Here is a 14,742-nt window from a genome sequence, read left to right on the forward strand (position 1 = left end):
AGGGCAGGCGTCAGGCTGCGGCCAGGGCCTTGCGCCATCGTGCCAGCCGCTCGGCGCGGGCATCCTCGTCGATCCGCGGACGGAAGCACCGCGTCTTGCCCCGCATGGCCTGGGCCGCGTCTTCGAGCGAAGGATACAGCCCCGCACCGACCGCCGCGCAGAACGCCGCGCCGAGCGCGGTCGTCTCGACGAAATCGGGGCGTTCGACGTCGATCCCCAGCATATCGGCCAGGTCCTGCGCCATCCAGTCGTTTGCGGCCATCCCCCCGTCGATCCTGAGCATCGACCAGGGGGCGCCATCGGCGGCAAAGGCGGTGGCGAGATCGTGGGTCTGATGCGCCATCGATTCGAGAGCCGCCCGCGCGAGCTGGGCGCGTCCGCTCGCAAAGCTCAGCCCCGCGATCACGCCGCGCGCCTGCGGCAGCCAGTGTGGCGCACCAAGACCGGCCAGCGCGGGGACGATCACCACCTCGCCGCTATCGGGGATGGAGCGCGCGAGGTCCTCGGTTTCCGCAGCGCTTTCGATCAGGTCCAGCCCATCGCGCAGCCACTGGATCAGGCTTCCGGCGACGAAGGCCGCGCCCTCGATCGCATAGACCCGCCCGCCATCGCGCTGGCTCAGCACCGTGCCGAGCAGGCGATGGGTCGAGCGCGGGATCGTCTTGCCGTTATTGGTCAGGACGAAGGCGCCGGTCCCGTAAGTCCCCTTTGTCTGCCCGAATTCGAGGCAGGCCTGGCCGATGGTCGCCGATTGCTGATCGCCGACGAGGCCGCAGATCGGGATCGCCCGCCCGAACCATTCCTCGGAACATTCGGCGAGCGCGCCGTGCGTATCGACGACGCGCGGCAGGCTTTCCTGCGGCACGCCGAAGAGGTCGCATAGCCCCGCATCGAACTGCTCTTCGTCGAGCGGCAGCAGGAGCGTGCGGCTGGCATTGCTCGCATCGCTGACATGCGCGCGCCCCGCGAGATTGAAGACCAGCCAGCTTTCGACCGTTCCGAAGGCGAGGTCGCCGCGCTCGCCCGCGCCGCGCACCGCCTCGTCATGATCGAGCAGCCAGCGCATCTTGGTGGCCGAGAAATAGGGATCGAGGAGGAGGCCGGTGCGCGCCTGCACCTCCGCTTCGTGCCCCTGATTCTTTAGGTCCGCGCAAAACTCGGCGGTGCGGCGGTCCTGCCAGACGATCGCGCGGGCCAGCGGCTTCCCGCTCTTTTTGTCCCAGGCCACCACGGTCTCGCGCTGGTTGGTGATGCCGATCGCGGCGATCGAGTCCGCATCATCGCCGATGGCTTCGCGCGCGCAGGCCAGCGTCCTGTCCCAGATCTCGGCAGCATCGTGTTCCACCCAGCCGGGGCGCGGATAATGCTGGGTCAGGTCGCGCTGCGCCACGCGGATCAGCGCGCCATCGGCGGCAAACAGGATGGCGCGCGTCGACGTCGTGCCCGCATCGAGGACGAGGATGTTTTCTCCCATGAAGCGCGTTGTGGCGGCAGAGCGCGCGCTCGACAAGCACCGAAGACAGGTCCCGCCGCACTCGACACGCCGGGTCCCCATCGGCATAGGCAGGGACATGGCTGGCCCGCCCCCCAAACCCTGGCCCACCGGTGAAGCGATGACGCTCGAACCCCTGGTGCGCCGGGTCCTCGCCCCCAACCCCTCGCCCTACACCTATACCGGCACGCAAAGCTTTATCGTGGGCGCGGGCGAAGGCTGCGCGGTGATCGATCCGGGGCCGGACCTTCCCGATCACGTCGATGCGCTGATGGCCGCGATCGGCGAGGAAAAAGTGCTCGCCATTCTGTGCACCCACACCCACCGCGACCATTCGCCCGCCGCGCGCCTGCTGGCGACGCGCACCGGAGCGCCCGTGATTGGCTGCGCGCCGCTGGTCCTTTCCGATACCGGCCCGCGCGCCGATGCCGCCTTCGATCGCGACTACGCACCCGACCGGGTGATGGAGGATGGCGAGGCGATGACCGGCCCCGGCTGGACGCTCACCGCGATCGCGACGCCGGGCCATGTCTCGAACCACCTCTGTTTCGCGCTCGAAGAAACCGGCGCGCTGTTCACCGGCGATCACGTGATGGGCTGGTCCACCAGCGTCGTCATCCCGCCCGATGGCGACATGGGCGATTACATGCGCAGCCTCGACAAGCTCTATGCGCGCGAGGATCGCATCTATTACCCCGCCCATGGCGAGGCGGTGGAAAAGCCGCGCCAATTGGTGCGCGGCATGATCGGCCATCGCCGCCAGCGCGAAAACCAAATCCTGCGCCTTCTCGGCGAAGGCCCGCGCAGCGCCGCGGAGTTCGTCCCCGTCATGTATAAGGGGCTCGACGAAAAGCTGCACAGGGCCGCCGAAATGTCGGTGACCGCGCATCTGATCGATCTGGAACGGCGCGGGCTGGTCGCACGTTCTGACGAACAATGGCGAACGATTTGAAGACGCGCGATGCGCGCGACACCGACCTCCGACCCGGCGTGACGCGCGAGCAGAACCTCGCAAGGGTTCAGGCCGTGCCATGGCTGATCGTGATCGGCTTGCTGGCCGCCGTCGCCTTCCTCACCTGGCGCGCCTTCTTCTATCAGGAGGAAGGCGACCCGGTCGGCAGCGCCATGCTCGCCTTCGAACGGCAGAATTCGCTCACCGTCTTCAGCTCGCGCTTCGAAGTCGTCGCCGAAAGCGAGGATACGCGCGGGGTGATGGGCGTGCCGGTCCTGCGCTCGCGCCAGGCGACCATCGTGCCCGCGACCGTCGAATACCGGCTCGACCTGTCGGGCATGGATCGCGGCGATTTCGTCTGGGACGAGGCGGGCGACCGGCTGACCGTGACCTTGCCGCAATTGCAGACCAGCCGGCCCAATATCGACGAAGGCGCGGCGCGGGTCTTCACCGAAGGCGCTTACGTGACGCGCGATGCGGCACAGGATCTTGCCCGCAACAATTCGCAACAGGCCGAGAGGAAGGCCACCGCCTTCGCCAAGAACCCGGAAATCCTCGCTCTCGCCCGCCAGGCCGCGCGCGAGGCGGTGCGCCAGAACCTGACGATCCCCTTGCAGGTCGCGGGCTATGGCGATGTGAGCGTGGACGTACGCTTCGAAGACGAAGGGGCCAATTGACGAATTGATCTTCCCGCGAATAAAACGCCAGTCGGCATACGGGTGGCGCAATTCCTCGGGGGGGAGAATTCGACCATGGCAACCATCGCTCCGCGCGACACCGCGATCCGCGGCAATACGCGCTTTTTCACCATCATGGCCTTCGTCATGGCGACCGTCATCGTGGCCGGCTTTTCGCTCAATCTGGCGATGGGCCGGTCCACTTTCGACGTGCCGCTTTCCTATCACGTCCATGCCTTCATCTTCATGGGCTGGATCGCGCTCTATCTGGCGCAGCATGTCACCGCATCGGCGCAGAACTGGGCGCTGCACGGCGCGCTGGGCAAGCTTGCCTGGGTCTGGGTGCCCGCCATGGTCGTCATGGGCAGCGTCATCATGGTGGTGGTGGCGAGGCGCACGGGCGGGCCGTTCTTCTTCGACGTAAACGAATTCCTCATCAGCAATCTGGCGATGCTGCTCTGCTTCGGGGGACTGGCGATCTGGGCGCTTAAGAGCCAGCGCTACACTGGCTGGCACAGGCGGCTGATGCTGGTGGCGATGGCGGTGCTGACCGGGCCGGGGCTGGGCCGCTTGCTGCCGATGCCGTTGATGATCCCCAATGCTTGGACGATCACGATCGCGGCGACGATGATCTTTCCCGTCATCGGCATGATCGCCGACAGGCGCCGACTGGGTCATGTGCACCCTGCCTATTGGTGGGGCACGGGCCTTTATGCGGGCACCTTCATCCTCTCGCTGCTGCTCGCCTATTCGCCGCTCGGCTATGCGATCACCGACTGGGTGATTGCGGGCACGCCGGGGGCCGAACGCCCGATGGAAGCCTTTCTGCCGCCCGGTTTCGCGATGTAAGAGGCACAGGTGCGATCCGGCCCGGAACGCACTCGCCTGCCGCCCCGTTGGATGTATAAGCGCTTCAACGCAATATCACGGGACGATCCATGACCGCCGAAACCACTCTACCGACCGGAACCGACCTGCTCTCCGAAATCGACCGCCTCCGCAAGGAGAAGAATGCAATCATCCTGGCGCATTACTACCAGTCCGCGCAGATCCAGGATCTTGCCGATTTCGTCGGCGACAGCCTCGAACTGTCACGCAAGGCGGCGGAGACCGATGCGGACGTGATCGCGTTCTGCGGGGTCAAGTTCATGGCCGATACCGCCAAAATCCTCTCGCCCGAGAAGATCGTCGTCCTGCCCGACATGGATGCCGGATGCAGCCTTGAAGACAGCTGCCCGCCGGAAAAGTTCAAGGCCTTCCGCGAGGCGCATCCCGACCATATCGCGCTGACCTACATCAACTGCTCGACCGAGGTGAAGGCGCTCTCTGACGTGATCGTCACCAGCTCCAGCGCGGAAACGATCATCAGCCAGATCCCCGAAGACCAGAAGATCATCTTCGGCCCGGACCGGCATCTGGGCGGATATCTCAGCCGCAAATTCAACCGCGATATGCTGCTGTGGCCGGGCGTGTGCATCGTGCACGAAGCCTTCAGCGAAACCGAATTGCTGAAACTGCAACAGCAATATCCCGACGCCCCGATCGCCGCGCACCCCGAATGCCCGCCGACCATCATCGACCACGCCGATTACGTCGGATCGACCAGCGGCATCCTGCAGTTCGCCGAGACGTTCGAAGGCGACACGCTGATCGTCGCGACCGAGCCGCACATCATCCACCAGATGGAAAAGGCGCTGCCGAACAAGACCTTCATCGGCGCACCGGGCGCGGACGGGAACTGTTCGTGCAATATCTGTCCCTATATGGCGCTGAACACGCTGGAAAAGCTCTACACCTGCCTGCGCGATCTCGAACCGCGTATCGAGATCGAGGAAGGCCTGCGCCTCAAGGCCAAGCAGAGCCTCGACAAGATGCTCGAAATGGCGAGCGGGACGATCGGCAAGGGCGATCTGGGGAAGGTTTGACGCCGGCAAGCGGCCTTTAACCCGATCGGGGCCGTTAATACCCGAATTTCGTCATTGCGAGCGAAGCGAAGCAATCCGGAGCGATGCAGCGCCACTTCCAACCCTGCGTCTACATCATGGCGAGCAGCCGTAATGGAACAATCTATGTCGGCGTAACCTCAAACCTCCCCCAGCGGGCCTTTCAGCATCGCGAGGGCGTCGTGGATGGTTTCACCAAACGATACGGTTGCAAACTGCTGGTTTGGTTCGAGCTTCATGCGACCATGGAACAGGCTATTCTGCGCGAGAAGCAGATAAAGGGCGGTTCGCGGTCTAAAAAACTCGCGCTGATCGAACGGTCCAATCCGCAATGGAAGGATCTTTTCGAGCAAGTTTGCGCCTGACCGCCCTGGATTGCTTCGCTTCGCTCGCAAAGACGAGACCGTGATCGGCGTCCCTAATTGCCGTGCTACCGCTCCAACCGCTCGGTCAGCATGTGCGGGGTCGCCATGCCGAAGGCGAGCGCGATGGCGATCGGCAGTGCCAGATTGCTGGTCCAGACCAGCGCCGCGATAAGCAGCGCACCGAAAGTCGCAATCAGCGTCGGCAAAGCGACGGCGCGCCACACCGTGCCGCGTCCGTAAACCGCGATCTGGCGCTGCTGGACGGGGATCGCGTGCGCGGTGAGGAAGATCAGGCCCACTGCCAGCACGGGGTTGAAGAACACGGTCGCGGCCAAGGCGATCACCGCGTGGCCGAAGCCGCGCAAACCCTTCAGCAGCGCCCACCCCGCCGCAGCCGCCCCGGCCATCCCCAATAAGGCCAAGACGCGCACGACCAGCGCGGGCGTCTCTGCACCCACGATTACCGCGAACACGTCGCCGGTCTCGCCCGGTCGGAACAGCGCGCTGCCGCCCACGGCCAAGCCTGCGATCGCGTAGCGGGTGACGGGCGCAAAGGCACAATCGCTGCGCGCGAAATGCCAGGCCGACAGGGCGAGAAACAGCGCCAGTCCGGCCAGCGGCGCGAACAGGAACAGGCCCGCCACCGCCGCGCCGGTCACGAGATAGGCGGCGGCATGGACCAGCTTGATCCGCGCGATTCCGCCCTCGTTCTCGTCCCCCGCGCCGTGCGCCAGACCCATGACGAAGAAAACCAGGCCCGCCACGACAGCCCAGGTCTCCCCGGCTATCTGCGCGATCACGGCAAGGGTCACCGCCGCCCACGACAAAAGGGCCCCGGCATCGTGCCAGGGCCCCTTCGACTTTGCAGTGCGGACGAGCCGCAAGCCGGTCAGTCGCCGCGGCTCGACGCGACGCTCGACCCGAGCGGCGAGGTCTCCAGCGCCTCGGCCGCGGGCACATAGCCCTCCAGCGCGCTGCGGCGCAGGACATAGCGGCTGAGGATGATGCCGTAGATCAGCTTGGACGAGATATCCGCAATCGAGAACAGCAGCTGGCGCACCACCACCACGTCGCCCGTGAAGCCCAGCTGCGGCAGGGCGTAGGCGATCGGATAGAGGCCCCAGGTGGCGAGGAAGAACCACCAGATGTTCTTCGGCCAGGCCTGCAATTGCGCCGGGCTGGTCTGCACGCCGCGCGTGATCACGCCGCGCACTTCCACGATCAGCCAGACGAAGAACACGGTCGAGATGACGCCCCAGATGTTCAGGCGGCTCCAGTCGCCGGTCTCGCCGAACTGGCCGTAAAGGCCGGTCCAGATCATCAGCACGGCGGGGACGATCATGCGCGCCGCGCGCTTCTGCAATTCAGGGCGCGGAAGGCCGAAGGCGATGGCGAGCTGCGTCAGCAGAATCGGAACCGTGATGGTCCAGTTCCCGTAGCGGAACGCGTTGGTGAAGCTCGAATTTTCGGCCAGCGGGCGATACATCGTGCCCACCAGTTCATAGCTTTCCTGCCACAGCGAAAATTCGCGCATCAGGCTGAGGCCGGCCGATGCCATGACCACAGCTGACATGATCGGCACGATGCGATAGCGCGGCGCCAATTGCCAGGCCATCGCCAAAAAGAAGAGAATGAAGGCGAAATGCGCGCCGTAGCTGACCATCAGGATCAGCGATCCCGAAGTATACTGGCCCGCAGTGAGAGAAACTAGATTTTCGATGCTGCCGAACTGGCCGGCGATATCCGATGATATCATGACAGTGTCCTCTACAAGGAGTGATCAATACCGGACCGCGTGCCTTCCCACCGAAGGCCGCCCCGAGCGAGGACGAGACACAGGGTACGCGGCAACCAAATCATCCCTGCGCGGTTAGGTTCCGGTATTAACTTGGAAAAGGGGATCGATGGGTGGGCTCATTGGTGGGTAAGGGAAATCCGGTAATCGGGCTGTTCGGGTGGATCGTGCACCGCCTTGTGGCGAGTTACTGGTTCCTGGCTCTGTGGGCCGTCGTCACCGCACCGCTCGCTTTCGGGGCGATGCTATATTTCGATCGCCACGGATTGGCCGGCTGGATCTTCGACCGCGATCTCGCACCCGTCGCGACCGCCGATGCCGCGAAGGAGACGGCGGGCATCGTGGCCGGCATCGATGCTGCGCTGCTGACCCTGTTCTTCTCGATCTCGCTCCTCGTCCTCACGCTGGCGGCAGGCAATCTGGGCGTGCGCCTGATCGATCGCTGGTTGAGCAAGCGGCTCGTCCAGGTGTCGATCGCCGGGCTGACCTTCACCACGCTGTTTTCCGTGCTGACGCTGGCGGCGATCGATTCCGAAGCCGACCTGATCGACACCCCGCTGGGCACGATCATCGTCATGCTCGTCCTGCTGGCGGTCAATCTCGCCATGCTGGCCGTGGCGCTGCACGATCTCGGGCGGACCATGTTCATCGACAAGGCGATCGACAGCCTCGGCAAGGATGCGCGCACGCCTGCGCTGGAGGTGGAAGGGGCAGAGCCGTTCACGGGCGAATTCGTCCAACTGGTGCCCGCACCGCTTTCGGGATATGTCGAGGGTGTCGACCTCGACGAGATGGACAAGCGCCTGAAGCACCATCCCGGCACGATCCGCATCTGCGTCGCGCCCGGCCAGCACGTCCTCGAGGGCGAGCCGATTGCCGCGCTGGAACACGCCCTCGACAAGCTGCACGACCTGACGACAAACATTCCGATCGGTCCATTCCGCAGCAACAGCCAGGGCACGGTCTTCCAGGTCCGCCTCCTCGTTGAAGTCGCGGCCCGTGCGCTCTCCCCCGCGATCAACGATTTCTACACCGCCCTGGCGGCGGCCGATGCGCTGACCGAAGTGATCGCGGGCCATACCGATAACTGCGTCGATCCGGGGCTGGTGCCCGTCCCCCGCAACTGCCCGCGTTTCGAATTGCCGGGCCAGGATTTCCACGGCCTGTTCCGCGATCCGCTTGCCGCGTTTCGTCAGGCGGCGGCCGACTATCCCTCGGTTGCGATCCGCATGATCGACAATTACCGCCGCATCTGCGAACCCCTGTTTGCACAGGAACCGCAGGATCGCCAGGAGGGCCTGATCGACTTTCTCTACGACGAAGCCAAGCGTCTCTCCGAACACGCCGCCGACCGTGCGCAGCATCGCAGCGACCGGCGCGATATCGAAGCCGCGTTCGAGGCGTTCCGCCCCATGCGCACGAACGCGCGGGAGGCCCGGTTCCATGCTCCCTCCGACGACGGCTCGGGCGATAGGGCGCCTGTCCGATGATGGCGAAGTTCAAGTCGATCTGGCAGAGCGTAAATGCCAGCTACTGGTTCCTGCCCGCGATCTTCTCCCTGCTCGCGCTCGTTCTCGCCACGCTGACCTTGTGGTTCGACCGCAATGGCTGGTCGGATGCCGTCTCGCAGACGAGCTGGCTTCAGCCCGCCCGGCCCGACGGGGCGATCAACATGTTGACCGTGATCGCGGGCACGATGATCGGAGTCGCCTCCACCGTCTTCTCGATCACCATCGCCGCGGTCGCCTATGCCAGCGGCAATTACGGGCCGCGTCTCCTGACCAATTTCATGGAGGATCGCGGCAACCAGTTCAGCCTCGCGACCTTCATCGGCACTTTCGTCTATGCGATCACGGTCCTGCGCGCGGTCAGGAAGGCGGAAGAGACCCCGCTCTTTGCCACCGGCGCCGACACCATGTCCGGCTTCGTGCCGCAGATCAGCCTGCTGGCCGCCTTCGTCCTGATGCTGCTGTCGATCGCGGTCCTGGTCTATTTCCTCAACCACATTCCTGCCTCGATCCGCGTCAACGCGGTGCTGGAGGGGATCGGCGCGCGACTGCTCAGGGACATCAAGCGCATTTTCCCGGACGAGAATCGCGGCGAGCGTTCCGCCAATCGCCCCACGGGCACGCCGATCATCGCGAAGGAGACGGGCTACATCCAGTCGATCCAGTTCGAAGCGCTGGAGCGGCTCGCGCGCAAGGAGAATGGCAAGCTCAATCTCGCGGTGCGCACCGGCGATTTCGTCCATCCTTCGGTCGCGCTCGCCTACTGGGCCGACAGGGATGCGATCGACGACTGTCCGGACGACAAGGTGCGCGCCTGCTTCGGAACGGGCGCGATGCGCACGCCTGCCCAGGACATGCAGTTCCTGATCGACGAGCTGGTCGAGATCGGGCTGCGCGCGCTGTCGCCGGGGATCAACGACCCCTTCACCGCCGTAACCGCGGTCCACTGGCTGGGCGCGGCGACCGCCGAACTGGCACGGCGCAATCTGACGCGCAGCTTCGCCGAAGAGGGGGAGGAGCCGCATCTCGTCCCGCTGGACGACGATTTCGAACATTATCTCGCGCGCGGCTTCGGCGCGATGCGCAGCGGCGTCGCCACCAATCGCATCGCGACGCTGGTGATGTTCGATGCGCTGGTCGATGCGACGACGACCTTGGACGACGAGACCCGCCGCGCTGCGATCCGGCGGGAGGGGGAAAGGCTGGTCCGCCAGGCCCGCGAACATCTTGCCGGGCCGGAATTGCTGGCCGTCGAGGCGCGTTTTCAGATCTTCAGGAACGCTGTGCAACGCTAGCGCGCGGGATTGGCCTTCGCAGTGCGCGCCAGCAGGAGCGCTGTCCCGACCAGGATCATCCCGACGATATCGAGCGCGCCCAAAGTCTCTCCGAAGGCGAACCACCCCACCGCCGCCGCGATCGCAGGCTGTGTCAGCAGCGCCAGCCCGATTATCAGCGGGGAGAAATGGCCGAGCGAATAGACCAGCAGCCCCTGGCCGACGATCTGGCTCGATATCGCGAGCGCGACGAGCGGGGTCCAGTCTTGTGGCCAGACCGGCTCTCCCATGAGAAGCGCGATCGCCAGCAATAGCGGTGCCGCGGTCATGCAGACCAGCAGCAGCACGCTCCATTGCCCCACCCGCGCCCGCGCCTTCTGGGCGGGCAGCAGGTAAAAGGCGTAACAGATACCCGCGAACACGCAGAACAGATCGCCGAGCGCGCTCTGAGTCGAGATTTCGAGGCTGCGGCCCAAGAGGATGGCCGCGCCCGCCAGCGCCGCCGCTATCCCCAGACCCTCGCGCCGCGTCGGCGCGCGGCGCAGGGCGATAAGGCCCCACACCATCAGGATCACGCTGCCCGCATTGCCGAACAGCGTCGCATTGCCGAGCCGCGTACGCTCGATCCCCAGATGCCAGCTGGCGAGATCGAGCGCGAAGAAGATGCCCGCAACGACCGCGAGCAGCGCGATCCGCCCATCGATCCTGTGCCGCGCCCGTTCTCGCCAGGCGAAGAGCGCGATCAGCGGGATCGGCAGGAGGAGGCGCCAGAAACCGGCGCTCACCGGACCCGTATCGGCCAGTCGCACCAGCCACGGCCCCAGAGCCAGCGCGACATTGCCGCCGATCAGGGCGACGAAATGCCATGCACCGGGCTGAAAGGCATTCTTGTCCGCCGCGTCGCTTGTCTGGCCCATGCCCGGCCCCTAGCTCCCCTGCCAGACATGACCAGCAAAAAGGAATTGGTCGAAATGCATGACAGCTTGTTCGAACCGCTGCGCTTCGGCGCGCTCGAAGCGAAGAACCGTATCTGGATGGCGCCGCTGACGCGCGGACGCTCCACCCAGCCCGGCTCCATCCCCAACGAGATGATGGCGACCTATTACCGCCAGCGCGCCACCGCGGGGCTCATCATCAGCGAAGCGACGGGGATCAGCGTGGAGGGCCTGGGCTGGCCCGCCGCGCCGGGTATCTGGAGCGAGGAACAGACCGAGGGCTGGAAACAGGTGACGAAGGCCGTCCATGATGAGGGCGGCCAGATCGTCCTTCAGATGTGGCACATGGGCCGGTTGGTGCATCCCGATTTCCTCGGTGGAAATCCGCCCGTTTCGGCCAGCGCCACCAAGGCTCCCGGCCATGCGCATACCTTCGAAGGCCGCAAGGATTACGAAGCGGCCCGCGCGCTCGAAACCGGTGAGATCGCGCGCGTCGTCGACGATTATCGCAAGGCCGCCGAAAACGCGAAGACGGCGGGCTTCGACGGCGTGCAGCTGCACGGGGCGAACGGCTATCTGGTCGACCAATTCCTGCGCGATTCGACCAATCTTCGCGAGGACGCATATGGCGGCAGCGCCCAAAACCGCACCCGCTTCCTGCGCGAAGTCCTCGAAGCGCTGGTGGGCGTCTGGGGCGCGGACCGAACCGGGGTGCGCCTGTCTCCCAATGGCGAGACGCAAGGGTGCGACGACAGCAATCCGGCCGAAACCTTTGGCGCGGCAGCCCGCGTGGTCGAGGATCTCGGCCTCGCCTTCCTCGAACTGCGCGAACCCGGCCCCGAAGGGACGTTCGGCAATACCGACGTGCCCAAGCAGAGCCCGCTGATCCGCGATATCTATTCGGGCGCGCTGGTGCTGAACAGCGATTACAGCGCCGAGCAGGCCACAGCGGATATCGAGGCCGGACGCTGCGACGCGGTCAGCTGGGGCCGCGATTTCATTTCGAACCCCGACCTGCCCGAACGCTTCCGCACCGGCGCGGAGATCGCGCCGAACAAGGGCGTGCCGCAAAGCTGGTACGGCCAGGGGCCTGAGGGCTATATCGACTACCCGAAACTGGGCGAATAAGCGGGAAGACCGTTCCCCGCCGGGCCACCCCCGGTGGGGAACCCTTTGAGGGGTAGCGGAGGGTTACTCCGCGCTCTCGATCTCGGCTTCGGTCACCTCTGCCGGTTCGGTTGGCGCGTCGGTTTCGACCTCGACGGCGTCATCGCCTTCTTCCGCGTCGCTTCGCCCCGATCCCCCCGCTGCGGCGCGCTGCGGGGGCGATTGCGAACGCAGCGTGTCGAGCGGCAGCATATCGTCGCTGATCGTACCGCCCAGCACCTCGCCCTTGGCGGCGCGCCCTTCGTCCTGCGCGGGCGGCGGCGCGGTCTCGCTTTCGCAGGAAGCGAGAACGGCGCCGGTCGCCAGCAGGGCGAAGACCTTCGCGAACAGAGCGGTTTTCATGGCAGCGAGCAGGCCTTTCCTTCGAGCGCGGCAAGGAAATCCGGGCCGCGCGCGAGCAATGCCTCATCCCACGCCCCGGGCGCAAGCGCGATGCCGAGCGCTTCGAGGCTGGTGACTCCGAATTCCTCTATCCCGCAGGGCACGATCCCGGTGAAATGCGCAAGATCAGGGGCGAGATTGACCGAGAAGCCGTGCATCGTCACCCAGCGGCGCAACCGCACGCCGATGGCGCCGATCTTGGCTTCGCGCCCGTTCTGGTCGTGGCACCAGATGCCGATCCGGCCTTCGGCCCGCCACGCTTCGACCCCGATATCGCTCAATGTCGCGATCACCCAGCCTTCCAGCGCGTGGACGAAACAGCGCACGTCCCGCCCCCGCTTGGTCAGGTCGAGCAGGACGTACCCGATCCGCTGCCCCGGCCCGTGATAGGTGTAGCGCCCGCCGCGCCCCGCCTCGACCACTTCGAAGCGCGGATCGAGCAATTCGCCCGCATCCGCGCTGGTTCCGGCAGTGTAGACCGGCGGATGTTCGAGCAGCCAGACGAGCTCGCGCGCCTCGCCAGCCGCGATGGCGCGATTGCGCGCGTCCATCCGCGTCAACGCATCGCGATAGGGGACCTGCGCGCTCTCGCGGCGGATTTCGACGGTTTCGGGCCAGCTTGCGGACATCGGCGATTGCGTGGCGGCACATCGGGCGCTTATCAAGAGGGAAACGCAAGGCAGGAACTACGCAATGAAACTCGATCTCAGCGCCGCATGGGACGGCGCGATGAAGATGCTGGCCGCCAATCGCGAGATGGTGCTGGTGCTGGCAGGCGTGTTCTTCCTGGTGCCCTATCTCGCTTTCTCGCTCTTCCTGCCCGACCCCATGACCCAGGCAGGCGCCGCCGGGGCGGAACCGGACATGGACGCGATGTCCGCCCAGATCGTCGCCTTCTACGGCCAATACTGGTGGGCGCTGCTGCTTCTGAGCCTGATCCAGTCGGTGGGCGCGATCGCGGTGCTGACGATGCTCGGCGACGGGGAACGTCCTACCGTGGGCGATGCGGTCGGACGCGGGGTACGCCTGCTCCCCACGCAATTCGCGGCCCAGATCCTGGCCGGGCTGGCGGCGATAGTGCCGGTGATCCTGCTGATCGGCATCGGCGCGGCGACCGGATCGCCCGCCATCGCGACCGTCCTTGGCCTGCTGGGCATCCCCATCGGACTGTATCTGATCGTCAAGTTCTCGATGAGTTCGCCCGCCATCGCCATCGAGCGCGTGATCAATCCGATCGCGGCGCTGCGCCGGTCCTGGCGGTTGACCAGGGGCAACAGTTTCCGGCTGTTCGCGTTCTACCTATTGCTGCTGATCGCCTTCGTGATCGTCTCGGCGATCGTTTCGCTGATCGGTGGATTGGTGTTCGCGCTCGGCGGCGAACATGCCGCGCTGATCGGAAATAGCCTGGTCGCCGGGCTCATCAATGCAGGCTTCGCCTGTGTCGCCTATGCCGTGCTGGCCTCCCTCCACAAACGGCTGGCCGCCCCTTCGCCGAGCGTGCCGGTCACCCATAGCGAGGATTGATCGCTCGCGGGGAGGGCGCACCCTAGTCGTCCGCGCGCTTCCAGCCCCAGAACAGCTTGCAGGGCAGCACGTTGAGCGGTTCGAACCCGCTGTCGATGTGGCGGAAATGGCGCGCCATGAAATCGCGCGCCCGGTCCGAGAACTGATAGACCAGAAACGCGCCGCCGACGCGCAGAACCCGGTGGGTGGCCGCCGCGATCGCGGGGCCGACGCCTTCGGGCAATGTCGAGAACGGCAGGCCGGACAAGAGGTAATCGGCATGATCGTGGCCATGCGCCGCGACGATCTCCTCGACATCGGCCGCCGATCCCAGCACCGCGTGGAAGCGGCTGTCGCGGATCGTCTTCTTCAGATAGTCGATATAGAGCGGATTGGTGTCGATCACGATCAGCGCGCCGTCGCGCTTGAGGCGGTCCAGCACCGGCTGGCAGAACGTCCCCACGCCGGGTCCGTATTCCACGAACAGGTCGCACTCGTCCCATTTTACCGGCGCCAGCATCTTTTCGATGGTGAAGCGCGAGGACGGGATGATCGAGCCGACCATCTTGGGATGCTGAAGGAAGCCGCGGAAGAACACGCCCCACTGGCCGAACAGGCGCGCGGCGCGCCGCTTGATGTCGCCACGGTTCAGCGCTTGGGCTGCGGAATTGTCGCTCAAAGAAAAGACCCTTATCGACGCACGGGGCTCGGCCCCGACCGGCGCGCAGCGATACAGTTTCGATGCGGCAT

At 65.6% G+C, this 14,742-nt stretch carries 16 protein-coding genes; 9 read left to right on the forward strand and 7 right to left on the reverse strand.

The features are described from left to right. Nucleotides 1-10: 10 nt before the first annotated feature. Nucleotides 11-1,474 carry a glycerol kinase gene (locus GRI47_RS09205; RefSeq protein WP_160660951.1) on the reverse strand — a complete coding sequence of 488 codons (1,464 nt, stop codon included), beginning with the start codon at nucleotides 1,472-1,474 and terminating at the stop codon, nucleotides 11-13. A gap of 97 nt (nucleotides 1,475-1,571) precedes the next feature. Between GRI47_RS09205 and GRI47_RS09210 the strand changes: the two genes are divergently transcribed. From GRI47_RS09210 to GRI47_RS09230, 5 genes are all read left to right on the forward strand, one after another. Beyond that, nucleotides 1,572-2,444, forward strand: coding sequence for an MBL fold metallo-hydrolase (locus tag GRI47_RS09210; protein WP_160660952.1), 873 nt, complete (start codon nucleotides 1,572-1,574; stop codon nucleotides 2,442-2,444). Further along, nucleotides 2,429-3,121, forward strand: a complete 693-nt coding sequence (locus GRI47_RS09215; RefSeq protein WP_160660953.1) for a DUF4230 domain-containing protein — start codon at nucleotides 2,429-2,431, stop codon at nucleotides 3,119-3,121. The genes GRI47_RS09210 and GRI47_RS09215 overlap by 16 nt, the downstream gene beginning before the upstream one ends. A 75-nt stretch (nucleotides 3,122-3,196) precedes the next feature. Next, nucleotides 3,197-3,970 carry a hypothetical protein gene (locus GRI47_RS09220; RefSeq protein ID WP_160660954.1) on the forward strand — a complete coding sequence of 258 codons (774 nt, stop codon included), beginning with the start codon at nucleotides 3,197-3,199 and terminating at the stop codon, nucleotides 3,968-3,970. An 89-nt stretch (nucleotides 3,971-4,059) separates the two neighbouring features. After that, on the forward strand, nucleotides 4,060-5,046 hold the full coding sequence (gene nadA, locus GRI47_RS09225) for a quinolinate synthase NadA (RefSeq protein WP_160660955.1): 987 nt from the start codon (nucleotides 4,060-4,062) through the stop codon (nucleotides 5,044-5,046). An 83-nt stretch (nucleotides 5,047-5,129) separates the two neighbouring features. Further along, nucleotides 5,130-5,429, forward strand: a complete 300-nt coding sequence (locus GRI47_RS09230; protein WP_160660956.1) for a GIY-YIG nuclease family protein — start codon at nucleotides 5,130-5,132, stop codon at nucleotides 5,427-5,429. Nucleotides 5,430-5,494: 65 nt separating this feature from the next. Here GRI47_RS09230 and GRI47_RS09235 read toward each other — a convergent pair whose 3' ends face one another. Beyond that, nucleotides 5,495-6,241, reverse strand: a complete 747-nt coding sequence (locus GRI47_RS09235; protein ID WP_160660957.1) for a Brp/Blh family beta-carotene 15,15'-dioxygenase — start codon at nucleotides 6,239-6,241, stop codon at nucleotides 5,495-5,497. Nucleotides 6,242-6,318: 77 nt separating this feature from the next. After that, nucleotides 6,319-7,185 carry a bacteriorhodopsin gene (locus GRI47_RS09240; protein ID WP_160660958.1) on the reverse strand — a complete coding sequence of 289 codons (867 nt, stop codon included), beginning with the start codon at nucleotides 7,183-7,185 and terminating at the stop codon, nucleotides 6,319-6,321. A gap of 164 nt (nucleotides 7,186-7,349) precedes the next feature. Between GRI47_RS09240 and GRI47_RS09245 the strand changes: the two genes are divergently transcribed. Further along, nucleotides 7,350-8,714, forward strand: a complete 1,365-nt coding sequence (locus GRI47_RS09245; protein WP_160660959.1) for a DUF2254 family protein — start codon at nucleotides 7,350-7,352, stop codon at nucleotides 8,712-8,714. Then, nucleotides 8,711-10,027, forward strand: a complete 1,317-nt coding sequence (locus GRI47_RS09250) for a DUF2254 domain-containing protein (protein ID WP_160660960.1) — start codon at nucleotides 8,711-8,713, stop codon at nucleotides 10,025-10,027. The genes GRI47_RS09245 and GRI47_RS09250 overlap by 4 nt, the downstream gene beginning before the upstream one ends. On the opposite strand, the gene GRI47_RS09255 is transcribed toward GRI47_RS09250, so the two are convergent. Further along, nucleotides 10,024-10,923 carry a DMT family transporter gene (locus GRI47_RS09255; RefSeq protein WP_160660961.1) on the reverse strand — a complete coding sequence of 300 codons (900 nt, stop codon included), beginning with the start codon at nucleotides 10,921-10,923 and terminating at the stop codon, nucleotides 10,024-10,026. The genes GRI47_RS09250 and GRI47_RS09255 overlap by 4 nt on opposite strands. A 54-nt stretch (nucleotides 10,924-10,977) precedes the next feature. Here GRI47_RS09255 and GRI47_RS09260 point away from each other — a divergent pair, with 54 nt between their 5' ends. Next, nucleotides 10,978-12,069 (forward strand): alkene reductase, encoded by a 1,092-nt coding sequence (locus GRI47_RS09260; RefSeq protein WP_160661400.1) that lies wholly within the window; start codon nucleotides 10,978-10,980, stop codon nucleotides 12,067-12,069. Nucleotides 12,070-12,132: 63 nt separating this feature from the next. Here GRI47_RS09260 and GRI47_RS09265 read toward each other — a convergent pair whose 3' ends face one another. Together GRI47_RS09265 and lipB are read right to left on the reverse strand one after the other, a co-directional pair. Beyond that, nucleotides 12,133-12,450, reverse strand: a complete 318-nt coding sequence (locus tag GRI47_RS09265; RefSeq protein WP_160660962.1) for a hypothetical protein — start codon at nucleotides 12,448-12,450, stop codon at nucleotides 12,133-12,135. Then, nucleotides 12,447-13,118: a lipoyl(octanoyl) transferase LipB gene (gene lipB, locus GRI47_RS09270; RefSeq protein WP_160660963.1), complete on the reverse strand. Its 672-nt coding sequence runs from the start codon at nucleotides 13,116-13,118 to the stop codon at nucleotides 12,447-12,449. Before lipB ends, GRI47_RS09265 begins: the two co-directional genes overlap by 4 nt. 64 nt (nucleotides 13,119-13,182) lie before the next feature. On the opposite strand from lipB, the gene GRI47_RS09275 reads away from it, so the two are divergent. Then, nucleotides 13,183-14,013, forward strand: coding sequence for a glycerophosphoryl diester phosphodiesterase membrane domain-containing protein (locus GRI47_RS09275; RefSeq protein WP_160660964.1), 831 nt, complete (start codon nucleotides 13,183-13,185; stop codon nucleotides 14,011-14,013). A gap of 22 nt (nucleotides 14,014-14,035) precedes the next feature. Here the strand turns inward: GRI47_RS09275 and GRI47_RS09280 are convergent, their stop codons facing one another. Further along, nucleotides 14,036-14,671, reverse strand: a complete 636-nt coding sequence (locus GRI47_RS09280) for a class I SAM-dependent methyltransferase (protein ID WP_160660965.1) — start codon at nucleotides 14,669-14,671, stop codon at nucleotides 14,036-14,038. Nucleotides 14,672-14,742 lie beyond the last annotated feature (71 nt).

The organism is Qipengyuania pelagi (assembly GCF_009827295.1).
GTDB lineage: Bacteria > Pseudomonadota > Alphaproteobacteria > Sphingomonadales > Sphingomonadaceae > Qipengyuania > Qipengyuania pelagi.